General features: G+C 63.9%; 21 protein-coding genes and 3 pseudogenes. 15 read left to right on the top strand and 9 right to left on the bottom strand.

Annotated elements, in window-relative coordinates; translation table 11 throughout:
* The first annotated feature begins 12 nt into the window (after window positions 1-12).
* Genes trbE through C1T17_RS06700 form a run of 8 tightly spaced genes read left to right on the top strand, consistent with a single transcriptional unit; the run spans window position 13 to window position 8169 of the window.
* Complete coding sequence (trbE, locus tag C1T17_RS06735) at window positions 13-2469, top strand: conjugal transfer protein TrbE (RefSeq protein WP_104952786.1); 2457 nt, start codon at window positions 13-15, stop codon at window positions 2467-2469.
* Window positions 2466-3242 carry a P-type conjugative transfer protein TrbJ gene (trbJ, locus tag C1T17_RS06730; RefSeq protein WP_104952785.1) on the top strand — a complete coding sequence of 259 codons (777 nt, stop codon included), beginning with the start codon at window positions 2466-2468 and terminating at the stop codon, window positions 3240-3242. Before trbE ends, trbJ begins: the two co-directional genes overlap by 4 nt.
* Window positions 3243-3252: 10 nt before the next feature.
* Window positions 3253-3642 (top strand): putative entry exclusion protein TrbK-alt, encoded by a 390-nt coding sequence (gene trbK-alt, locus C1T17_RS06725; RefSeq protein WP_104952784.1) that lies wholly within the window; start codon window positions 3253-3255, stop codon window positions 3640-3642.
* 4 nt (window positions 3643-3646) lie between these two features.
* Entirely contained in the window at window positions 3647-4990 is a 1344-nt protein-coding gene (trbL, locus tag C1T17_RS06720) for a P-type conjugative transfer protein TrbL (protein ID WP_104952783.1), read from the top strand.
* Window positions 4990-5673 (top strand): conjugal transfer protein TrbF, encoded by a 684-nt coding sequence (gene trbF / locus C1T17_RS06715; protein WP_104952782.1) that lies wholly within the window; start codon window positions 4990-4992, stop codon window positions 5671-5673. The genes trbL and trbF overlap by 1 nt, the downstream gene beginning before the upstream one ends.
* Window positions 5670-6719: a P-type conjugative transfer protein TrbG gene (gene trbG / locus C1T17_RS06710; RefSeq protein WP_104952781.1), complete on the top strand. Its 1050-nt coding sequence runs from the start codon at window positions 5670-5672 to the stop codon at window positions 6717-6719. Before trbF ends, trbG begins: the two co-directional genes overlap by 4 nt.
* Complete coding sequence (locus tag C1T17_RS06705) at window positions 6716-7939, top strand: TrbI/VirB10 family protein (RefSeq protein WP_104952780.1); 1224 nt, start codon at window positions 6716-6718, stop codon at window positions 7937-7939. The genes trbG and C1T17_RS06705 overlap by 4 nt, the downstream gene beginning before the upstream one ends.
* The gene (locus C1T17_RS06700; protein WP_189338577.1) at window positions 7939-8169 is read left to right on the top strand and encodes a DUF2274 domain-containing protein; all 231 of its coding nucleotides are present in this window, start codon (window positions 7939-7941) and stop codon (window positions 8167-8169) included. Before C1T17_RS06705 ends, C1T17_RS06700 begins: the two co-directional genes overlap by 1 nt.
* On the opposite strand, the gene C1T17_RS06695 is transcribed toward C1T17_RS06700, so the two are convergent.
* From C1T17_RS06695 to C1T17_RS06675, 5 genes are all read right to left on the bottom strand, one after another.
* On the bottom strand, window positions 8166-9068 hold the full coding sequence (locus tag C1T17_RS06695; protein WP_104952778.1) for a LysR family transcriptional regulator: 903 nt from the start codon (window positions 9066-9068) through the stop codon (window positions 8166-8168). The genes C1T17_RS06700 and C1T17_RS06695 overlap by 4 nt on opposite strands.
* 243 nt (window positions 9069-9311) lie before the next feature.
* Entirely contained in the window at window positions 9312-10229 is a 918-nt protein-coding gene (locus C1T17_RS06690; protein ID WP_104952777.1) for an SDR family NAD(P)-dependent oxidoreductase, read from the bottom strand.
* Complete coding sequence (locus tag C1T17_RS06685) at window positions 10226-10963, bottom strand: SDR family oxidoreductase (protein WP_104952776.1); 738 nt, start codon at window positions 10961-10963, stop codon at window positions 10226-10228. Before C1T17_RS06685 ends, C1T17_RS06690 begins: the two co-directional genes overlap by 4 nt.
* A complete protein-coding gene (locus C1T17_RS06680; protein ID WP_189338530.1) occupies window positions 10960-11421 on the bottom strand; it encodes an ester cyclase in 462 nt (153 codons plus the stop codon). The genes C1T17_RS06685 and C1T17_RS06680 overlap by 4 nt, the downstream gene beginning before the upstream one ends.
* Window positions 11422-11546: 125 nt before the next feature.
* Entirely contained in the window at window positions 11547-12470 is a 924-nt protein-coding gene (locus C1T17_RS06675) for an NADP-dependent oxidoreductase (RefSeq protein WP_104952774.1), read from the bottom strand.
* A 123-nt stretch (window positions 12471-12593) separates the two neighbouring features.
* Between C1T17_RS06675 and C1T17_RS06670 the strand changes: the two genes are divergently transcribed.
* Window positions 12594-13517 (top strand): LysR family transcriptional regulator, encoded by a 924-nt coding sequence (locus C1T17_RS06670; RefSeq protein ID WP_104952773.1) that lies wholly within the window; start codon window positions 12594-12596, stop codon window positions 13515-13517.
* 35 nt (window positions 13518-13552) lie between these two features.
* Here the strand turns inward: C1T17_RS06670 and C1T17_RS06665 are convergent, their stop codons facing one another.
* Window positions 13553-14557, bottom strand: a complete 1005-nt coding sequence (locus tag C1T17_RS06665) for an alpha/beta fold hydrolase (RefSeq protein ID WP_189338529.1) — start codon at window positions 14555-14557, stop codon at window positions 13553-13555.
* Window positions 14558-14600: 43 nt separating this feature from the next.
* On the bottom strand, window positions 14601-15161 hold the full coding sequence (locus C1T17_RS06660) for an SRPBCC family protein (RefSeq protein ID WP_104952771.1): 561 nt from the start codon (window positions 15159-15161) through the stop codon (window positions 14601-14603).
* A gap of 210 nt (window positions 15162-15371) precedes the next feature.
* On the opposite strand from C1T17_RS06660, the gene C1T17_RS06655 reads away from it, so the two are divergent.
* Both C1T17_RS06655 and C1T17_RS06650 read left to right on the top strand, forming a co-directional pair.
* Entirely contained in the window at window positions 15372-15845 is a 474-nt protein-coding gene (locus tag C1T17_RS06655) for an AtaL-like protein (protein WP_104952770.1), read from the top strand.
* Window positions 15846-15939: 94 nt separating this feature from the next.
* On the top strand, window positions 15940-16884 hold the full coding sequence (locus tag C1T17_RS06650; protein WP_223262838.1) for an alpha/beta hydrolase family protein: 945 nt from the start codon (window positions 15940-15942) through the stop codon (window positions 16882-16884).
* Between the two features lie 52 nt (window positions 16885-16936).
* On the opposite strand, the gene C1T17_RS06645 is transcribed toward C1T17_RS06650, so the two are convergent.
* Window positions 16937-17488, bottom strand: a complete 552-nt coding sequence (locus C1T17_RS06645) for a TetR/AcrR family transcriptional regulator (protein ID WP_104952769.1) — start codon at window positions 17486-17488, stop codon at window positions 16937-16939.
* 14 nt (window positions 17489-17502) lie between these two features.
* Entirely contained in the window at window positions 17503-17943 is a 441-nt protein-coding gene (locus C1T17_RS06640) for a GFA family protein (RefSeq protein WP_104952768.1), read from the bottom strand.
* 137 nt (window positions 17944-18080) lie between these two features.
* Here C1T17_RS06640 and C1T17_RS06635 point away from each other — a divergent pair, with 137 nt between their 5' ends.
* The 4 genes and pseudogenes from C1T17_RS06635 to C1T17_RS06620 form a co-directional block, all read left to right on the top strand.
* Window positions 18081-18836: an SDR family oxidoreductase gene (locus tag C1T17_RS06635; RefSeq protein WP_104952767.1), complete on the top strand. Its 756-nt coding sequence runs from the start codon at window positions 18081-18083 to the stop codon at window positions 18834-18836.
* A gap of 171 nt (window positions 18837-19007) precedes the next feature.
* Window positions 19008-19124: pseudogene (locus C1T17_RS21580) on the top strand (LysR family transcriptional regulator); the annotation flags it as partial.
* Between the two features lie 264 nt (window positions 19125-19388).
* Window positions 19389-20269, top strand: a pseudogene (locus tag C1T17_RS06625) (transposase); the annotation flags it as partial.
* A gap of 148 nt (window positions 20270-20417) precedes the next feature.
* Window positions 20418-20780, top strand: a pseudogene (locus tag C1T17_RS06620) (helix-turn-helix domain-containing protein); the annotation flags it as partial.
* Between the last annotated feature and the right edge of the window lie 122 nt (window positions 20781-20902).

The following is a 20902-nucleotide window of genomic DNA, read 5'->3' as shown; positions in this document are numbered from 1 at the left end:
GGAGCGACGGCAATGATGAACCTCGCTGAATATCGCAATCGCAACACCCGCCTCGCCGATTTCCTCCCCTGGGTCGCTCTGGTCGGCGAAGGCATCGTCCTGAATAAGGACGGCAGCCTGCAGCGCACAGCCCGCTTCCGCGGCCCCGACCTCGACAGTGCCGTGCCGGCCGAGCTGGTCGCTGTCGCCGGCCGGCTCAATAACGCGTTCCGGCGCCTCGGCTCCGGCTGGGCGATCTTCGTTGAGGCGCAGCGCCATGGCGCCGCCACCTATCCGGCCAGCATGTTCGCCGACAGCGCCTCCGGCCTGGTCGATGCCGAACGCAAGGCCGATTTCGAGGAAGCCGGCGCGCATTTCGAATCCAGCTACTTCCTGACCTTCCTCTATCTGCCGCCGGCGGAGGACGCCGCCCGCGCGGAGACCTGGCTCTACGAGGGCCGCGATCACGCCGGCGTTGACGCGCATGAGATCCTGCGCGGCTTTGCCGATCGCACCGATCGCATCCTCCAGCTCATCGACGCCTTCATGCCGGAATGCGCCTGGCTCGATGACGGCGAGACGCTGACCTATCTGCACTCGACCGTCTCGACGAAGCGGCATCGCGTCCGCGTGCCCGAAACGCCGATGTATCTCGACGCGCTGCTGGCCGATCAACCGCTGACCGGCGGGCTCGAACCCCGGCTGGGCGACCCGCATCTGCGCATCCTCACCATCGTCGGCTTTCCCACCGCGACAACGCCCGGCATCCTCGACGAGCTGAACCGGCTGGCCTTTCCCTATCGCTGGTCGACGCGCGCCGTGCTGCTCGACAAGACCGACGCCACCAAGCTGCTGACCAAGATCAGACGGCAATGGTTCGCCAAGCGCAAGTCGATCGCCGCCATTCTCAAGGAGGTGATGACCAACGAAGCCTCCGCGCTGGTCGACACCGATGCCGCCAACAAGGCTGCCGACGCCGACATGGCTCTTCAAGAGCTGGGCGCAGACTACGCGGGACAGGCCTATGTGACGGCGACGATCACTGTCTGGGACGATGATCCGCGCATTGCCGCCGAGAAGCTGCGGATGGTCGAAAAGGTCATCCAGGGCCGCGACTTCACCGCGATGCCCGAGACGATCAACGCCGTGGATGCCTGGCTCGGCTCGCTGCCCGGCCATGTCTACGCCAATGTCCGGCAACCGCCGATCAACACATTGAATCTCGCCCACATGATTCCGCTGTCTGCGGTGTGGGCGGGACCGGAACGGGACGAACACTTCGCAGCACCCCCACTGCTGTTCGGCAAGACCGAAGGCTCGACCCCGTTCCGGCTTTCCATCCATGTCGGCGACGTCGGCCATACGCTGATCGTCGGTCCGACCGGCGCCGGCAAGTCCGTGCTGCTGGCGCTGATGGCGCTACAGTTCCGGCGCTATCCGCAATCACAGGTCTTCGCCTTCGATTTTGGGGGCTCGATCCGGGCCGCAGCTCTCGCCATGCGCGGCGACTGGCACGATCTCGGCGGCGGCCTCACCGAAGGGTCCGACGACAGCGTGTTGCTTCAGCCGCTGGCGCGGATCGACGATGTCGCCGAGCGTGCCTGGGCCTCCGACTGGCTGGTCGCGATCCTGGAGCGCGAGAGCGTGCCGGTGACGCCCGAGGTCAAGGAGCATCTCTGGTCGGCATTGTCCTCGCTGGCCTCTGCGCCCATCAGCGAACGGACTCTGACGGGTCTGTCCGTCCTGCTCCAGTCCAACGACCTGAAGCAGGCGCTCCGGCCCTATTGTGTCGGCGGTCCCTATGGGCGGCTGCTCGACGCCGAAGCCGAGCATCTGGGCGAGGCCAATGTTCAGGTCTTCGAGACCGAAGGGCTGATCGGCACCGGCGCCGCCGCAGCTGTGCTCGCCTACCTCTTCCACCGCATCGAGGACCGCCTCGACGGACGGCCGACGCTGCTGATCGTCGATGAAGGCTGGCTTGCCCTCGACGACGAGGGCTTCGCTGGTCAACTCCGCGAGTGGCTGAAGACGCTGCGCAAGAAGAACGCCAGCGTCATCTTCGCCACCCAATCGCTTTCGGACATCGACGGGTCAGCGATCGCGCCGGCGATCATCGAAAGCTGCCAGACCCGCATCCTCCTGCCGAATGAGCGGGCGATCGAGCCGCAGATCACCGCCATCTATCGGCGGTTCGGCCTCAACGATCGCCAGATCGAGATCCTCGCGCGGGCAATGCCCAAGCGTGACTATTACTGCCAGTCGCGGCGCGGCAACCGGCTGTTCGAGCTGGGCCTGTCGGATGTGGCGCTCGCGCTCTGTGCAGCTTCGTCGAAGCAGCACCAGGCGCTCATCGCCGCGGTTCACGCCCGTAGCGGCACGGACGGATTCCTTGCCGAATGGCTTGCCGAAAACCGGCTCGCCTGGGCCGCCGACCTTGTCGCCGACCTCACCAATATCACCCCCCAAACCGATCCGGAGGCACGCCCATGACCCGTTCCGTTCGTTCCCGCTCGCGCGCATTGCGCATGACCGCCGCGCTTCTCGCCGCATCCGTTTCCACGATCCCGTTTCTGGCGGCGCCCGCCCTCGCGCAGTTCGGAGGGATCGTCTACGACCCCACGAACTACGCACAGAATCTTCTGACCGCCACGCGTGCGCTTCAGCAGATCAACAACCAGATCACCTCGATTCAGAACGAAGCGACCGGTCTGATCAATCAGGCGCGCAACCTTACAAGCCTGCCATTCTCGTCTCTCCAGCAGCTTCAGCATTCCGTGCAGCGCACCCAGCAACTTCTCGGTGAGGCGCAGCGCATCGCCTACAACGTCCAGAATATCGACCAGGCGTTCCGCACGACCTACGGCAATGCCTCGATGTCGGCGTCCGATCAGCAACTCGTCGCCGGCGCGCGCGAGCGCTGGCAGAACACCGTCGGCGGCCTGCAGGACGCCATGCGGGTGCAGGCCGGCGTTGTCGGCAACATCGACACCAACCGGACCCTGATGTCGGCGCTGGTCGGCCAGAGCCAGGGCGCGACAGGCGCGCTGCAGGCGAGCCAGGCCGGCAACCAGCTCCTTGCGCTGCAGGCACAGCAACTCGCCGATCTCACCGCCGTCGTCGCCGCCAATGGCCGTGCGCAGAGCCTCTCCGAAGCGGAACGCGCGGCGGCGGCCGAACAGGGCCGTGAGCAGCGCCGCCGCTTCCTGACGCCGGGCGCCGGCTATCAGCCGGGCAACGCCCGCATGTTCCCGAACGGCAACTGAGGGCGCGGCCATGGACGGCAAGATGCTCGCCCGGCTTGGCGCCGTCGTATTCGTGGCGGTCGCGATCACCGCAACCGCGATCGAGATGAACCGGAAAGAGGAAGCGCCCGAGGCTTGGCCTTCCGCCCGGACAAATCAGGTGCAGGCCGATCCGTTGCGCGACGAGTTGATCCGCTGCCAGTTGCTCGGCGAGGCCGGTCCGCGTGATCCGGCATGCCTGCGCGCCTGGGCGGAGAACCGCAACCGCTTCCTCGCGCCCGGCGCGCGTCCTGCCGAGCGACTGCCGGACATGCCGCCAGCGCCGCAGGTCAATGTCACCCCCCAACCAGGCCGCACCGATCAGCCGAATTTCGAGCCCGCCGAACCGATCGCGCCGCCGCAGCTCGACCAGGCGAGATAGCATCATGGGCGGCACAGGCGTCATCGACCATTTTCTCGAAGTCTTCACCCGCTACATCGATAGCGGCTTCGGCCTGCTCAGCGGCGAAGTCGCGTTCATCGCCACGACGCTGATCGTGATCGACGTGACGCTCGCCGCCTTGTTCTGGTCATGGGGCGCCGACGACGACATCATGGCGCGCCTAGTGAAGAAGACGCTGTTCGTCGGCGTCTTCGCCTACATCATCGGCAACTGGAACAACCTCGCCCGCATCATCTTCGAAAGCTTCGCCGGCCTCGGTCTGAAGGCCAGCGGCACCAGCTTCACCACAGCCGATCTCCTGCGCCCCGGCAAGGTCGCACAGACCGGACTAGACGCCGGCCGGCCGCTGCTGGACTCGATCTCCAGCCTGATGGGCTACTGGTCGTTCTTCGAGAATTTCATCCAGATCGCCTGCATGTTCCTCGCTTGGGCGCTGGTGCTGCTCGCCTTCTTCATCCTCGCCATCCAGCTCTTCGTCACGGTCATCGAGTTCAAGCTGACGACCCTCGCCGGCTTCGTGCTGATTCCGTTCGGCCTGTTCGGCAAATCCGCCTTCATGGCCGAACGCGTGCTCGGCAATGTCATCTCTTCCGGCATCAAGGTGCTGGTGCTCGCCGTCACCATCGGCATTGGCTCGACATTGTTCTCCGAGTTCACTTCCGGCTTTGGCGGGGCGACACCCACTATCGACGAAGCCATGGCGATCGTGCTCGCAGCCCTGTCGCTGCTCGGCCTCGGCATCTTCGGTCCCGGCATCGCCAGTGGTCTCGTCTCCGGCGGTCCGCAGCTCAGCGCCGGCGCCGCGGTCGGAACCGGCCTCGCCGCAGGCGGCATGGTCGCGCTCGGTGCAGGCGCCGTCGGCGCCGCGGCATCCGGTGGCGCGGCCCTGACCGGAGGAGCGGCCGCAGCCGCTCGCGGCGGCGCAGCCGCCGCGGGAGGCGCATCCACCGCTTATAGCCTCGGCGCGGCCGGACAGTCGGGCGCGGCCGGGGTCGCATCTGGGCTCGGCGGCGTTGCCCGCGCTGGCGGACGTGCCGCTGTCTCGCCGCTGCGTCGCGCGGCATCGCGTGCGGTCGAAAGCATGCGCTCCAGCTTCAACGCCGGCGGCAAGGCCGCATTCGAGGTGACGGGCGGCTCTTCCACCATGGGTTCGACCGTCGGCGATACCGCCCGTTCCGCTAATGACGGCGGGCCGCCCGCATGGGCCCAGCGGATGCGCCGCTCGCAGCGCATGACCCATGCCGTCCAGGCCACGGCCCATGCCGTCCGCTCCGGCGACGCCCATGGCGGCGGCTCCTCCGTCAATCTTTCCGAAGGCGATCGCTGATGTTCAAACGACCCTCCACCCATTACGGCAAAGCCGCAGAGCCAGAGACCCCCTATCAGCGTGCCGCCCACGTCTGGGACGAGCGCATCGGCGCCTCGCGCGTCCAGGCGAAGAACTGGCGGCTGATGGCCTTCGGCTCGCTAATCCTGTCGGCCGGCTTTGCCACCGCGCTCGTCGTGCAGTCGGCGCGGGGAACGATCGTTCCATGGGTGGTGCAGGTCGATCGCCTCGGCCAAGCGCAGGCCGTCGCGCCTGCCGTCGCAGACTACCGACCGTCCGATCCGCAGATCGCCTTTCACCTGGCGCGCTTCATCGAGCAGGTCCGCTCCATCCCGGCCGATGCCATCATCGTGCGGCAGAACTGGCTGCGCGCCTATGATTTTACGACCGATCGCGGCGCCATGGCCCTGAACGATTACGCCCGAGCGAACGATCCGTTCGTCAAGGTCGGTCGCCAGCAGATCGCCATCGACGTTTCCAGCGTCATACGCGCGTCGCCCGACAGCTTCCGCGTCGCCTGGGTCGAGCGCCGCTATGAGAACGGTCAGCTCGCCGAGACCACACGCTGGACCGCGATCCTGACGATCGTGGTGCAGATTCCCCGCAATGCGGACCACCTCAGGGCGAATCCGCTCGGCATCTACGTCAACGCTATTTCTTGGTCACGGGAGCTTGGGCAATGAAACCGTCTTTCCGTAAAGCCGGAAGCCCGGCTTCACACATCCTGATATTTCCGGCTCTGCGCAAATCCGCACTGCCGTTCGTGTTGCTGGCGACGTCCGCGCTCGCCGGCTGCGCTACCACCACGCCGCCGCCGGAAATCTCCTACGACAATGCCGCACCGGCCGTGCAGACCATTGATCCGCCCGCGCCTGTGCAGGTTGTCGAGTTGCCGCAGCCGCTACCGCTGCCGGGTCAGATGAAGCCGGTTGAGGAGACGCGGCGCGCGCCCGAGTCGGCCGATCCTGCGGCGAGGGTGAACCAGGCCAATGCGGCCGCGCGCATCCAGCCAGTGCGGGACGGCTTCATCAACTCGATGCAGGTCTATCCCTTCACCCGGGGCGCGCTTTATCAGGTCTACACGGCCGTCGGGCAAATCACGGACGTTGCATTGCAGCCCGGCGAACAGCTCGTTGGCGCCGGTCCCGTTGCCGCCGGCGATACGGTGCGCTGGATCATCGGCGATACCGAGAGCGGTTCAGGAGCGACGCGCCAAATCCACATCTTGGTGAAGCCGACCCGTGCGGACCTGATGACAAACCTGGTTATCAATACCAACCTGCGCACCTATCATATGGAGCTCCGCTCAACCGAGCGGACCTATATGGCGTCTGTCTCCTGGCAGTATCCGCAGGATCAGCTGATCGCATTGCGCCGACACAACGCCGAGGCGCAGGCCTCACAGCCTGTGGCCAGCGGCGTCGACCTCGCCAACGTCAACTTCCGCTATGCGATCGAGGGCGACCGCGCGCCGTGGCGACCGCTGCGCGCTTTCGATGACGGTCGTCAGGTCTTCATCGAATTCCCGCGTGGCATTGGCCAGGGGGAGATGCCGCCGCTGTTCGTGGTCGGTCCCGAGGGCAACACCTCCGAGCTGGTCAACTACCGCGTTCGCGGTCACCACATGATCGTCGACCGGCTCTTCGCTGCGGCCGAACTGCGCTTCGGCTCTGGCGATCGTCAGAAGCGCGTTCGCGTCACCCGCACCGACGGGAGGCCCGCATCGTGAGCAAGAATCCGCCCCGGAACGAGGAACTGCCGGACGACGATACGCAGCCCTTGACCGGCGAGTCGGTCAGCGCCGCGCCGATGCGACTGCGCGCCGAGCCGCCGCGTGTCACCCGGCTGTCGCGTAAGGTCCTCGCGGGCATCGGCCTCGTCGCCAGCGTCGGGCTCGGCGGTGCTCTCGTTTATGCGCTTCAAACCCGCGATGGCGGGCGCCCGAACGAGGAACTCTATTCAACGGAGAACCGCTCGACCGCCGATGGCCTCGCCGGGTTGCCGCGTGACTATAGTGGCGTCCCTCGCCTTGGACCGCCGCTGCCCGGAGATCTCGGCCGGCCCATCGTCGGCGCGCAGGAACGCGGCCAGCCCGTGCCCACGCCCGGCATCGCTACCTCCAATCCGGGCATCAGTCCGGAGGAACAGCGCAGGCTGCAGGAGAATGAAACAGCCAGGACAAGCCGTCTCTTCTCCGGCACCGAGACGCGTGCTGGCGCCTCAGCCGCAGTCTCCACCATCGCGCCGCCGGCGCTCCCCGACCTGGCGAGCCTTGGCCTCGCGCCGCCGCCAGCGACACCCTCGGCGCAGGACCGCCAGAACGCTTTTCTCAATGCGGCTACCGATCGCCGCACCGTTGCCGCTGATCGCGTTGTTGCTCCGGCGTCGCCCAACATCCTTCAGGCGGGCGCAGTCATCTCGGCGGCGCTCATAACCGGCATCCGTTCCGACCTCCCGGGCCAGATCACCGCACAGGTAACCGAGAACATCTACGATAGTCCGACAGGCCGCATCCTTCTGGTGCCTCAGGGCACACGCGTCATCGGCCAGTACGACAACAATGTGCAGTTCGGCCAAAGCCGCGTTCTGCTGGTTTGGAACCGCTTGATCTTTCCGAACGGCCGGTCGCTCATTCTGGAGCGTCAGCCAGGTGCAGACGCTGAGGGGTTCGCCGGCCTGCAAGACGGCGTCGATTATCACTGGCGGGACCTCGCGAACGCCGCAGGCTTGTCGACGCTACTCAGCGTCGGCGCCGAACTCGCAGTCGATGACGACGATCGCCTTGTCCAAGCGATCCGAAACGGAGGTCAGGATACGATCAACGATGCTGGCCAGCAGTTAGTGCGTCACCAGCTCAATGTTGCGCCGACCCTCACTATCCGGCCTGGCTTTCCGGTGCGCGTCATTGTGACGCAAGATCTGGTTCTCGAACCATATGGAGGGGTATGATGTCGAAGCTGAAGCTTGGACCCATCGCAGATGAGAAGCCGGTCAAGGTGCAGGTCGAACTACCCGCGACACTCCACCAGGACCTTGTCGACTACGGTGACCTACTGGGCCGCGAGCAGGGGCAGTCTGCTATCGAGCCCGCTAAGTTAATTGTCCCCATGCTACTGCGGTTCATCGCAACCGACCGGGGCTTCGCGAGGGCGAGACGAGGGAGCACACTCAACAACTAAACTGTGCTGCTCGGCAGAACGCTGGGGAGTGTATCGAAACACTTCAGCAGCAGCGGCAGGGCAGGATTTTCGTTGTCACGGGACGATATCATCGTGGCGGTAGGCGGACGCACTGCCGTGAACGGGATCAACGTGATGCCCGCCCGGGAGACCGCACTTGTGACAGTGACGCCAAACCCCTCCTCAACCATCGTCAACAGGGTCTCTCGGCTGACTTGGTGGATGGAGAGTTGAACCGCCCCTTGAACGGCGCCTACCATCCGGTGAAGCATGGCGGTAAGCTCGCGGCCGGCGCCATCCGAGCGAACGAGGAAGATTTCATCGCAGATTTCATCCCATGTGAGATGTTGCCGCGCTGCCAAATTATGGAGCGGAGATAGCGCGATGTACAAATCAGGTTCGCAAAGCCGTCGAACTCGAAAAACAGACCCAACAGTCGCGTTTAGGCTGATCGCTGCATCCAGCAGACCACGCTTCACGCCCATAGTGTTCGCCTCCGATGTACCTTCCTCCAGCTTGACTTCGATTGTCGGGTTGCGCCTTCGGAAGCGGCCGAGAACATCGATGATCGGGCACGCTGTAAAAGCTTCAAGCAATCCAAACCGTACAAACCCGGTCGTGGTCCGCTTGACGGTTCGAATTTCACTAGCGGCGTCACGAAGATAGCGCGCTCCCACCGAAGCCTGTTGGAGGAAGCGCTCCCCCTCAGGAGTCAGACCGACTCCCGATCGCGAACGTTCAAAAAGCGAAACGCCCAACTGACGTTCAAGCAACTGCACGCGTCGGCTCACTGTGGACTGCGCGATCGAGAGCCGTTCCGCAGCACGGCGAAAGCTTCCCGCCTCGGCGACATGGACTGCGTACTTCAGGTAGCGGAGGTCTAGCGTCAGATCGGGCATGATGCCTAGCCCTCGTTACTATCGATTTCCCTCGGCACACCAAGTTCTACGCTGCCAGCACCAGCAGATATCGCAACATAAGCGATCGCAGACCGGGAACCCGGGCCGCGCCTTCCGTTTAGCATAGCCACCTCCGGATCCCGTGGAAGATGTATGCGCCGTTCATGCATTTCTGCCTGAAGCGGAAACTGCTTCGCATGCGAAAGCTGGCCTTCCCTCGCGTTCTGAGCACATCCTTTTGGGTCATCTCTGCATTGCGATTTGATGCTTTGGCAGTAGGTCGCCAAAACCCAATTTCGCAAAAAAGCGTGATTGCGCCTGCCCAATGAGCTCAGCGATAGCATCGGCGCCCTTCGCTTGCCCGTCGACGAAGACGTGATCCGCCCGATCGCCGGATTGTAAGCGAAGCGCCTGTGCGAGATGTTCGCCGACTGATCGCACCGTGAGTTGGAGGCCGTTCTCCCGGTCGATATGCTCGATCCGCTGCGTCAGCGCAGGTAACCGGCCCGCGAGCCCAGCATATGCGGCATTCCGCTCCCGATCTTCGCCGCTTCTGGCATCGGCGAAATGATCGGTTCCGATGGGGAAGGCGCCCGGGACGAGAAACAGGCTCTCGATCCCGAACGGCCGAACCTCAAGCGCCATAGCCCGCGCGAGCGCGTCGCCTGCAGCTTTGCTAGCCTCGTAGACGCCGATGAAGGGCTCGGGGATGTAGGTCGTCGTGCTACCGACATAGACGATCGTTCCCCGACCCTGCGACCGCAACACCGGCAGAACTGCGCGATTGACGCGCAGCCAGGACACGGCGTTTGTGTCGAGTATCGAGATGAACTGGTCCGGCGTGAAGCTCTCCGCCATTCCATTCATCAGCATGCCGGCATTGTTGACCACCACGTCGAGCCTGCCGCACGAGCCGTGGATCTCTTCGACCGTAGCCACGCAGCTATCTTCGGAAAGAACGTCCATTTCAATCGGATGGATGCGGTCGTCGCCTTCCGCCCGTAGCGACCCGGCCGCCTCCGCATTGTGACCCTCTACCCCGCGCATGCCGGCGTAAACGATGTAGCCTGCATCGCGCAGCGCATCGGCGACCGAGCGGCCGATGCCCGACGCCGAGCCGGTGACCAGTGCCACTTGACGCTCTTCCGTACCGGCGGTCATGCCATGCCTCCATTGGCACGCACGCTCTGGCCGTTGATCCACTGGGCCTTCCCCGACACGAGCAACTCAATGGCGTCGGCGATGTCGTCGGGCTGTCCCAAGCGACCGGAGGGGGCACCCGCGGCCCGTGCGGCGATCTCCTCCTTGCTCTTGCCCTTCAGGAAGAAGTCGGTCTCGACCGGACCCGGCGCGACGCAGTTGGCGGTGATGCTGCGGCCTCCGACTTCCTTAGCGAGAATGGCGATCATGGCTTCGATTGCGGCCTTGGCGGCATTATAGATGCCATAGCCCGGGGGCTTGAGCGCTAGGGTCGTCGTCGAGATCGCGACGATCCGCCCACCATCGCGCAGCCTGCGTGCAGCCTGTACAAGGCAGAAGAATGTTCCCCGCAGGTTGACGGCCATCTCGCGGTCGAAATGCGCTTCGTCCGCTTCGGCGAAGGTGGTTGGTTTGAAGATGCCCGCGGCGGTCACCAAGACGTCGACGCCGCCGAAGTTCTCCTCCGCCTTATTGAACAGGGCCTCGACATCACCGGCGACCGACACATCGGCCTTCATAATTACAACCCTTCCGGGCAAGGTTTCGCTTTCGGCCAAAAGGGTCCGAGCATCCGTCTCGGACGATGAATAGCTTGCAACGACATTGAATCCGCTCGCGACGAGCCGCAGCACCGTCTCGCGGCCGATGCCGCCCGATCCACCAGTGACGATCGCGACCTGACCTGCACCGCTCATTTCTCGTCTCCCTCAGGAGCGACGGGCCAAGCGCCAATCTGGTTCAGGAAACCGAACCAATCCTCCATGTGCCAGGTGTAGGCAATTTGCGATCCTTCGAACGCGTGGAACTCGTGCAGGCGGATCGCGTAAGGCTTGCCGGTTGCAGCAACACCGAAGAAATCCTTCGAATGCGTACCGCGCATTTCGGCGCGAACAGCAGCCTTCTCGCCGCCGAAGACGACCTCCTTGATCTCGATCGTTAGGTCGGGGAGCGCTTGGCGCACGCCGTTGATAAACTGCTTCATCGGCTCGCGGCCGGGCTCCTGCCCCTGGTTACGGGGTTCTTCGTCCCAATCCGCGGTCAGTGCATGATCGAGTTCGGCCGCGTCGCCGGTCGAAAACGCCGCGTAAAACCGGCGCAAGGCTTCAAGGCATGCGTCCTGGACCGCACCCTTGGTGGTGGTGATGGCGTCCATAATGTGAATGTCCTCTTGATATCGTGTCATGGATCGCGCGCGGTTAGGAACCCGACGACGCGGTTGACGAAAGGCTGCGCGAGGAGCCGCGCCGAAAGAGCTGACCGACCCTTCCGATCGCTCGCTCACCTCTGCGGCTCGAAGATGATCTTGCCCTTGGCTTCGCCGCCTGCCTGGCGGGCGAAGGCGTCCGCGCCTTCTTCCAAGCCGATAATCCGGTCGACGCGCACCTTGATACCGTGGTCGGCGCGCTCCGCGACGTGTCCGAGCTTCGCTGCGTCGGAGGCGTGAAAAACGAACTTCGCCTCGACCCCTGCCTGGCGAGCGCGCTCCTCGTTGGGTGGCATCGGCGTAGCGATCAGCGTGCCGCCCTGCTTCAGCACCTTGAGCGAGCGCTCTTCGACATCGCCGCCGACCGTGTCGATGACGAGATCCATATCGAAAAGGTGATCCTCAAAGCGTGCGCAGCGATAGTCGATGACCGTCGCCGCGCCGAGACCTCGGACGTAGTCGGCATCAGCAGCCGAAGCAGTGGCGAAGACCTCCGCGCCAGCCTGTGCGGCGAGTTGCGCCGCGAAGGCACCGACCGGCCCGGCAGCGCCGTGCACGAGAACCCGCTGGCCCGAAGCGACCGCGAACTCCTCGAAAAGGATCTGCCAGGCCGTGCCGCCGACCGTGACTAGACCCGCGCTCTCGGCGAGTGGCATCGATGTCGGCGCGCGAACCAACTGGTCGGCAGAGACAACAGCATATTGAGCGAACGCGCCGCCCTGGGAGGGATCGAGCCGGGCGACGATCTCATCGCCCGGCTTCCAGCCCGACACTCCGTCGCCGATTGCCTCGATCGTTCCCGAGATGTCGGTTCCGGGTACGTAGGGAAATGCGACCGGGAAGAAGTCGGTCATGTAACCGGCGCGGATTTTGGTATCGAGCGGATTGAGAGCGGCACCCGCAATCTTCACGAGCACTCCACCCGTTTTCGCTTCAGGAACGGGCCGCTCGGCGACGACCGGTGCCTTGCCATAATCTGTGTATTCGAGGGCTTTCATATCGACTTGCTCCTTGACTGCCCGTCAAAGGTGGCAAGCTTTGCGCCATTGCGTAACCACATAATCCTGATATGACATCATCAGCGCTGCTTATGATATGGCGCGGGAAGGTTTGCGCCGATCGTGAATCTCAGCAGCATCGATCTCAATTTGCTCGTAGGGTTCGAGGCCCTCATGGCCGAGCGCAACGTGACCCGCGCCGCCGCGCGCGTCGGACGCACACAGCCCGCCATGAGCGGCACCCTGGCGCGCCTGCGCGAATTGACGGAAGACGAGCTCTTCATTCGTACGGCTGAGGGATTGCAGCCCACGCCGCGCGCTCTCGAACTGCACGAACCTGTCGGCAAGGCGCTGGCGCAGATCGAAGCGGCCTTCTCCTTCCGCGACCACTTCGAGCCGGAAACGGCGGAGATGGCGTTCACCATTGCTATGTCCGATCCGCCGACGATCTCGCTGCTTCCTGCCTTGTTCGAGCAGCTTACGCGCGCCGCGCCAGGCATCATCATGCATGTGCGCGGCTTCGATAACCGCGATGAAGCAATCGCTCTGCTCGACAGAGGTGTAGCGGACGTCGCGATCGGCGTCCCGCCGACGGAAAAGGCCGGTCGTATCCTTTCTCGTCCGCTATTCGAGGATGGGTTCGTTACGATGATGCGGCGCGGTCACCCCGCTGTAGGAGGCGATCTAACCCGGTCCGACTTCCTCGCCTGGCCGCATGTCCTGTTCTCCCCCGAGGACGACCGGTTCGGGATCGTCGATGAGCGCCTCGAGCAATTGGGCTTGCAGCGCAACCTCGTGCTCACCGTGCCTAACGCCTTCGCCGCCGCGCTCGTCGTGGAGCGGACCGATGCCTTTTGCACGATGCTGACTGGTCTCGCGCATCAATTCGAGGCGGCGGGCAAGGTCGTTCTCGCCAAAACCCCGCTTGATCTCCCGTCCGCGCCGTTCACGATGAATTGGCATCGACGCAACGATGCCAATCTCGCCCAGCGCTGGTTCCGGGGCCTGATCGGCAAGACCGCGATGAGACGCTCGCGCTTGCCCTGACTGGGCGAGAAGATGGCCCGCCTGGCCAAACGAGCCTAGAGGTTGCGCTCCGCCAGCCATTCGGCGATCGCGCGATTGGTCCCTTTCGGATCTTCGAGCGCCAGTTGGTGGCCAGCGTCGATCACGACCTCTGTCAAATCCGAACAGTCCTCGCGCATGGGTTCGGCGAGTTGGCTATGGACCGTCTCGCAGACCTCGTCGCGACCGCCATGCACAAAGAGAATCGGCATGGAGAGGCGCGCGAAATCAACAGCCTCACGAGCGTATTCGATGTTCGCGTCGTCGTTGAGATACCAGGCGATCGGACCCGAGAAGCCGTTTGCGGCGAAGTCGTGTGCCATTTCTTCGACATAGGCTCCGTCGAGCAGCAGGTTATCGCCAGGGATGTGGGCGAGTTCCACGCCACCGAATAGACCGCCGCGCTGGCGGCTCGTGGCCGAGAAGGCCGGTCCACGCTTTTCGGGCAAGGAAGGACTGGGCTGGAACACGAGCCGCAGGATGCCGGCGGGATCCATCTCCATAGCGCGCGCGACCGGAGTAAAGTGCTCGCGGAAGGCTAGCCAATAGTCCCACTGCCCCACGGGGAAGGTGTCTACCGGGTAGATGTCCCGGTCCACGAGTGGGACGAGGCTCGGCAGGGCGAAGCCGCGGGCAATGTAGGGGATGCTCGCGCTCGCCACGCCGCGGCATCGCTCGGGATAGTGCGCGGCCAGTGCCCAGACGACGGGGCTGCCCCAGTCGTGACCGATCCAGACTGCCGGCGCGCCGCCGAGGCTGTCGTGTAACTCAACGAGGTCTGCGACCGTCTCGCGGTTGCTGTAGGCGGCGACGTCGCTCGGCACGGACGATGCGCCATAGCCGCGCATCCACGGTGCGATGCAGCGCCAGCCCTGCTCGGAGAAGTATTCGATCTGGCGGATCCACACGAACGGCGCTTCGGGCCAGCCATGGACGAAGATCATCAGCGGGCCGTCGGCAGGTCCCGCCTCGAGATAGGCGGTGCGGTGTCGGGCGGTCTCGAATGTCTTTCTCTCAATCATCGGACGAACTCCTTTTCCGGTATGGGCGAGCGGCGCTTGCCCGTCAGGTCTGTGGCAGCGCGGTGGCGTCGAGCGCGGGTTGCGGCACACCAGCGGACCGGAGCGCATCGAAGTGCGCGATGACGTTCGTCATGCAGACGTCCATGCAGCCCGTCCACTGCGTGCCGACGAAGAGGCGAAGCGGGAGCTTCGGGAGACGGTTCTTGGCGCGGAGGGTGTAGGTCCAGCGCACCTGCGCTCCGGCATCGGTCTCCTCGAACCAGAACTCGCCTTTCGCTTCGACCATCAGGTGCTTCAGTGCGAAGCTCGGGTCGCTCACCCGGTACGCGAAATAGTGTGACCGATCATAATGGGTCACGCCCTCGCGCACAGTGCTGCCGTCGAGCAGATGGACGATGCGCCGCGGGCCGGGCTGATCCCAGGGGCCGGTGATGTCGGAAGTGTGCGATATCCCGGGCACAAGTCCGTAACCGGTCAGGATCTTCGGCAAAACGTCCTCGGCCGCGACGAAGTCGAACACGTCGCGGATCGCGCCGGGGACGAGAGCTTCGCGCGTAATTGGTACATCGTTCGGATTCCGCGCGGACTGGGCGGTGCGGGTCATGGCGAAACTCCTCCGTGATGGGCTGGAGATTAGGGGTTACCCGAGCAGCGAATAGACGATCGATTGGGACGTATCGTCTCGCCACAGAGACAATCGCAATTGCCGCCGACGTTCAACCAATGAAACGGTACGTTCGAAGTCGGCGCCTAGTGCGCGCGAGGCGGACCCTTAATTTGAAAGGCGTTCCACCCCAATCGCGAAGGACACATCATGATCTATTCGACCGCTGCCGTGCCAGTGAACCCCGATCGCGAGACTCCGCTCACCCGCGACCAGATCTGGCAAGGGCTTGAGCGTAAGGCGCGCGACGCGCGGCTGTTCCTTCCGCCTGGTGTCTGGACGCGCTGCGAAGTGACCGAGGAAAGTGCCACCCATTTCGTGCGCGAAGCGACCATCGGGAACGAGGCCGTGCGCGAGATCATCGCGCTCGAACCGCAGTCCAAGGTGACCTTCTTCCAGGCCAGCGGCCCACGTGAAGGCGCAATCATCAACGAGTTGTTCGAGGATGAAAAGGGCGCGCTGCAGCTCAAGTTCTACTGCTATCTGGGTCTGCGCGGCAAAGAGCCCGGTGGGCCGGAAGAACAAGCCGAGCAGGCGCAGTTCGACAGCGGCAAAGGCTACAAGGCTGCGCTTCCCTCGACGCTGAAGCGCACCCGCGAGATGCTCGCGGACGGCTCGCTCTAGAAACGCCTTCTTACCCACGTCTTGAAAACGGAACAACGTTCCGCATATAATCGGCCATCGCTTCGGCGCTCTTGCCGGAGACAAGGAGATCCCAATGCCAGCACATGCCAACCCAACCATCCGGTCGGGTGCCATGGACCTTGCACCCGCGCTGTCCATGGGCCCTCTCTCGCTTCCGATCGAAGGACGCGGCGAGGATCTGACCTACCGGGTGACCGCTCCCGCCGAGGGCGGCAGCCTGCCGGTGATCCTCTTCTCGCACGGGAATGGGCAATCGCTCTATACTTACGGCCCGCTCGTCAATTACTGGGCGTCTCACGGCTTCGCGGTTATCAACCCGACTCATCTGGACTCGCGGATGATCGCGCTTGCCGCGGACGATCCGCGCCGTCCCCAACTCTGGCGGCACCGCGAGCAGGATATCCTCGCGCTGCTCGACAATCTCGACGCGATCGAGGAGGCCGTCGCCTTTATTAAAGGACGGATCGACCGGGACCGCGTCGCCGTGGCGGGGCATTCCTGGGGTGCGCAGACCGCTAGCATGTTCCTCGGCGCGACGCATCCCGATCCCGATGACGGGTCGACCGTCTCGTTGAGCGACGGGCGCGTAAAGGCCGGCGTGCTGTTTGCGGTGCCTGGGACCGGCGGAGACAATCTGAGTGAGTTCGCTACGCAGAACTTCCCGTTCATGCACCCGGACTTCTCCGGCCTGCAGACCCCGACCCTCGTGGTGGCGGGCGAAAACGACAATGGCGCGATGACCGTCCGCGGTCCCGACTGGTGGCGCGAAGCCTACGACCTCAGCCCTGGCGCCAAGGCGTTGTTCGAGGTCCGTGGCGGCGAGCATTCGCTCGGGGGCATTCCGAATTACGAAGCTCGTGAGACGACCGATGAAGACCCGGCGCGGGTCGCTGCTGTCCAGAGTTTATCGACCGCCTTCCTGCGCAGCACCCTTTCGGGTTCGGACGAAGCGTGGCGCTCGGCGGTCAGCGACGTGACCGATGCGCCCGTTCCGCAGGGCACCATCGAACAGAAGTAGATCGAGCGCGCGTTGCGCTTCGATCGCCGCTGCGGGCGGACTGCGAACCTCGTCAGTTTGCCCGCAGCCCATCGATCAGGATTTCCAGCATCCGTTCGCCGAGACCTGTGTCCTCGGGCGCCACGAGCCGAGCGACCGCCTTGACGAGATCGTCGGCCGTCACATCAGCCCTGATCGCCTTCACTTTCCGCACCTCTGCAAGCAGGCCGTCGAGTGCGGGATAAAGCCGCTCCTCAAAATGCACCGGAAGCCCTGCATAGGCGGAATCGCCCGAATGCAGCGCGGTCGAAAAGCCGCGCTTCGTCATGATGAAAGCCGCGAACCGCCGCAGCCAGTCGGCGAGCGCCTCGAAAGGCGGCTGTGTCCCCGCGAGTTCGCCGGCCGCCCGCGCGCAGGCATCGATCTCCTGGCGAAACACGGCCGCGATGAGGTCGGCGCGGGTCGGAAATCGTCGGTAGAGCGTGCCGACACCGACATTGGCTGCCTGCGCGATCGTGCGGTTCGGCACGTCGATTCCTTCGGCGGCGAAGAGATCGCGCGCAGCTTTGATGACTGCTTCTTCGCTGCGCTTCGCGTCGGCGCGCAACCGATTCGATGGCGCCATGGCCTAAGACGCTTCTATCCGCTCAATGCGGCCGCGAATTCGGCCGGTGTGGGGGAGACTTCGAAGGTAGGCGTGCTATCGTCGATCGTCAGCCACTCCTGCTTCTGACGCGTCCAGATGTGCACGGCGGGGCTGACATCGCGGCTCCGGTCGAGCGTACCAACCCGTAGCACAAGCATGTTCGGCAGCGCTTCGTTCCTGTTGACGATACGAGTGAGGCAGACTGCGCACCCGATATGGTCGGATGGCCTCGCCTCCTGTCCTTCGGGCAGGCGGAAGTCATGCACACTTCCTTCGATCGAAAGCGCATTTTGGGCTACGATCGCATGGAGCGCGAACGCGCTGCCGCTCCACGTCTGACAGTCGAGGCAGTGGCAGGCATAGGTCAGCGGCAGATCATCGCTCGCCAACTCGTACCGAACCCCGCCGCAGCGGCAACCACCTTCCAAACTCATGCAGAACTCCTTTTAGTGTCTCATGTGTGGAACGGAGCGTGCCAATCAAGCGGCTTATCTCCGGTTCTTTGAACATATATCTCATCTTTCAGAGAGACGGAACAGCATTCCGTATCCATCAATGAAGGAAAACTGACATGAAGAAGAGCGGCAACACCATCATCATCACCGGCGGCGGCTCGGGCATCGGTCGCTTGCTGGCGCAGCGGCTGCACGATGCGGGCAATAGCGTCATCATCGCGAGCCGTGACACGGCGGCGCTCGCTCAGACGGCGCAGGGATATGCGAACATGCACACGCTGCCGCTCGACCAGACAGATCCGGCCAGCATCGATGCCTTCGCGCAGCGGATCGCCAGCCACTTCCCTCAGGCCAACGTGCTGATCAACAATGCCGGCATCATGCGTATGGAAGGCACTCTCGCTTCCAAGCGCGATCTTGCTGACGCGGAGGAATCGGTCACCAACAACCTCCTGGGTCCGATCCGGCTCACCAACGCACTGATCGACCATCTGGTCGCGCAGCCGGATGCGGCGCTCGTCAACGTGACCTCGGGGCTCGCCTTCGTGCCCCTGGTGATCGCGCCGACCTATTCGGCGATCAAGGCCGGCATTCACAACTACACCGTCTCGCTGCGCGCGGTGCTCAAGGACAAGGTGGAGGTGATCGAGATCGCCCCGCCAGCACTGCGCACCACGCTGACGCCGGGACAGGAGAACAACGAGCGCTTCATGCCGCCCGAGGTATTCATCGACCAGGTCATGGAGCAGATGCAGCGCGATCAGACGCCGACCGAGGTGCTGGTAGAAGAGGTCGACTTTATGCGTCGGGCGGAGAAGGAGGATCGCTTCGAAGAAACGGTCGCCGCGATCAATCCCTTCCTCGCCAACTAACACGCAACGGATATCGGCCGGACTCTCGGCCTGCGAAACCGGGCGGCCCAGCGCCGTCCGGTTTCGTTGCATACGCGAAAGCCCCTATCATCTTCGGTATTGACTGTTTCGCTGGCGAGGCGAAGTGTGCAGCTTTCCGCTTAACTGTCCTGCAGGTGAAACCTGGATCACGTGGCGCTTGCCAATTTCAACCTCGTTGCCCGCCACGGCGGCTTCAGTAAGGCTGCCCGCGCCGCAAATCGCCCCAAGGCAACGCTGTCGCGCCGGGTGGCGGAGTTCGAGGCTGGCTTGGGCCTGCGCCTGCTCGAGCGGGGCGGCCGCGATCTCAAGCTCACCGAGAAGGGGCGCGCACTCCACGAACGTAGTGCCAAGCTGCTGACCGATCTCGACGAGACCGTCGCGGCGATCGCCTCGGGCGGCGAGACGCCGCGTGGGCACATGAAGATCAGTGCGCCGCTGCTTTTCTGCCAGATCGCGATGGGCGAGGTCGCGGCCCGGTTCTGCGCCGCCTATCCCGAGGTCCAGCTTGAGAAATTACTGTCGCACGCTGGCGCACAGAGACTGCTGAACGCGGGGTTTGAGCTGCGCCTCATTTCGTCAGTCGCGCTCGCCCGCACACGCGAGGCACTGCACAACGGTTGGGACAAAAACGATTCCAAAGATGCGCAGGTAATCTTGCACATGTTGCGGATCGGCGCGACGCAGCGCTATGTCGATCCGCTGGCGCCGGAATCAAGGACCTGCAGGAACTGTCGAAGATTCACGAGACGATTTCCAAAGCCAAGACGCAAACCTGGCACCAGATCCTCACCCGCTATTTGCCGCTCTACTTTCCCGAGATCGCCCGCTTCGCTGGCAACAGCAGGTCCAACCGGTTTTTTGCACTTATCGAGCGCTTTCCGGCGCCTGCCAGTATCATGGCACTCGACCGTGAGGCGTTCTCAGCGGAAGCTTGCCCGCTCATCGGTCGCAAGGTCTCCAAGGCACGGCTCATCAACGATATTTACGAAACGGCCTGCGCTTCCGTCGCTCTGCCGGTCCCAGAGGACTCGGCAGCCATTACGATGTTCCGTATGATCATCGCGCAGGCGCGCAGTCTCATCCAGCAGCGTAATGAGATCGAGCGTCTTGCGCATGCCAGGCTGGCCGAGCATGTCGATTACCAGTTGCTGCGCAAGATTCCTGATATTGGCCCGATTAACGCGCTGACCATCCTGGCGGAAGCCGGCGATCTGCGCCGGTTCAATCATCATCGCCAGTTTCTGAAATTCTGCGGCTTGATCTCGCGAGGTGTCAGTCAGGCACGTTCAGTGCTCGCACAAAGCTGTCCACGTACGGCAATGCACGATAGCGCCGGACCTTCTAAATGGCTGCTCAGGTGGCCGCGCGTCAGCGTGACGATAGCTTCCGCGATGCTCGAACGATATGTCGCCGGGCACGCGGACCTAACACTAGCTATTCCGTCTGCCATCGAACAAGACAGTGGCTAGAGCGATTTTCGACCGTTATGAATCGTCGAGGGATTCCCACCGTGCGCGATTTCTGATTCAGAATCCGTGCTGGTGAAGGAGGCCGGCATGGATGGGACAACCTCTATCGATGGATTTGCGCAGGCGGCTTCTGACGGCGATCGATGATGGGATGAGTTGCCGTGCTGCGGCGGCTCGCTTCGGGGTCGCGCCCTCGACGGCGATCCGCTGGCAGGATCAGCGGCGCATGACCGGCAACTTTGCTCCCAAGCCTCAAGGTGGCGACATGCGCTCGCGCCGGGTCGAGGAGCGGCGAGCGGAGATCCTCGCCGTGTGGGAGGCGCGCAAGGACATCTCGCTGGAAGAACTGCGCCTGGCGCTGCTCGAGCTTGGCCTGGAGGTCTCGGTGGCCGGGCTTCACCGGTTCTTCATTCGTCACGGTATGACGCGCAAAAAACGTATGGCCCACCCCGTCTGCAAGAGTGAAATTGGACGACGTGCTGGTCTGCATCAACGTATCCGGTCTCAAGGCTTCAGCCCTGGCCAAGATGGATCTCGCGCGTCACGGGCCTCATAAAGACGGGGGTGTCGAGCACC

The sequence above is a fragment of the Sphingobium sp. SCG-1 genome, assembly GCF_002953135.1.
Taxonomy (GTDB): Bacteria; Pseudomonadota; Alphaproteobacteria; order Sphingomonadales; family Sphingomonadaceae; genus Sphingobium.
The sequence above is the reverse complement of the archived record's forward strand: the minus strand, read 5'-3'. Positions and strand labels throughout refer to the sequence as shown.

Bases quoted from the DNA above. Each gene is read 5' to 3' on its own strand.
- trbE (WP_104952786.1), top strand. From the start codon at position 13: ATGATGAACCTCGCTGAATATCGCAATCGCAACACCCGCCTCGCCGAT.
- trbJ (WP_104952785.1), top strand. From the start codon at position 2,466: ATGACCCGTTCCGTTCGTTCCCGCTCGCGCGCATTGCGCATGACCGCC.
- trbK-alt (WP_104952784.1), top strand. From the start codon at position 3,253: ATGGACGGCAAGATGCTCGCCCGGCTTGGCGCCGTCGTATTCGTGGCG.
- trbL (WP_104952783.1), top strand. From the start codon at position 3,647: ATGGGCGGCACAGGCGTCATCGACCATTTTCTCGAAGTCTTCACCCGC.
- trbF (WP_104952782.1), top strand. From the start codon at position 4,990: ATGTTCAAACGACCCTCCACCCATTACGGCAAAGCCGCAGAGCCAGAG.
- trbG (WP_104952781.1), top strand. From the start codon at position 5,670: ATGAAACCGTCTTTCCGTAAAGCCGGAAGCCCGGCTTCACACATCCTG.
- C1T17_RS06700 (WP_189338577.1), top strand. From the start codon at position 7,939: ATGTCGAAGCTGAAGCTTGGACCCATCGCAGATGAGAAGCCGGTCAAG.
- C1T17_RS06695 (WP_104952778.1), bottom strand. From the start codon at position 9,068: ATGCCCGATCTGACGCTAGACCTCCGCTACCTGAAGTACGCAGTCCAT.
- C1T17_RS06690 (WP_104952777.1), bottom strand. From the start codon at position 10,229: ATGACCGCCGGTACGGAAGAGCGTCAAGTGGCACTGGTCACCGGCTCG.
- C1T17_RS06685 (WP_104952776.1), bottom strand. From the start codon at position 10,963: ATGAGCGGTGCAGGTCAGGTCGCGATCGTCACTGGTGGATCGGGCGGC.
- C1T17_RS06680 (WP_189338530.1), bottom strand. From the start codon at position 11,421: ATGGACGCCATCACCACCACCAAGGGTGCGGTCCAGGACGCATGCCTT.
- C1T17_RS06675 (WP_104952774.1), bottom strand. From the start codon at position 12,470: ATGAAAGCCCTCGAATACACAGATTATGGCAAGGCACCGGTCGTCGCC.
- C1T17_RS06665 (WP_189338529.1), bottom strand. From the start codon at position 14,557: ATGATTGAGAGAAAGACATTCGAGACCGCCCGACACCGCACCGCCTAT.
- C1T17_RS06660 (WP_104952771.1), bottom strand. From the start codon at position 15,161: ATGACCCGCACCGCCCAGTCCGCGCGGAATCCGAACGATGTACCAATT.
- C1T17_RS06655 (WP_104952770.1), top strand. From the start codon at position 15,372: ATGATCTATTCGACCGCTGCCGTGCCAGTGAACCCCGATCGCGAGACT.
- C1T17_RS06650 (WP_223262838.1), top strand. From the start codon at position 15,940: ATGCCAGCACATGCCAACCCAACCATCCGGTCGGGTGCCATGGACCTT.
- C1T17_RS06645 (WP_104952769.1), bottom strand. From the start codon at position 17,488: ATGGCGCCATCGAATCGGTTGCGCGCCGACGCGAAGCGCAGCGAAGAA.
- C1T17_RS06640 (WP_104952768.1), bottom strand. From the start codon at position 17,943: ATGAGTTTGGAAGGTGGTTGCCGCTGCGGCGGGGTTCGGTACGAGTTG.
- C1T17_RS06635 (WP_104952767.1), top strand. From the start codon at position 18,081: ATGAAGAAGAGCGGCAACACCATCATCATCACCGGCGGCGGCTCGGGC.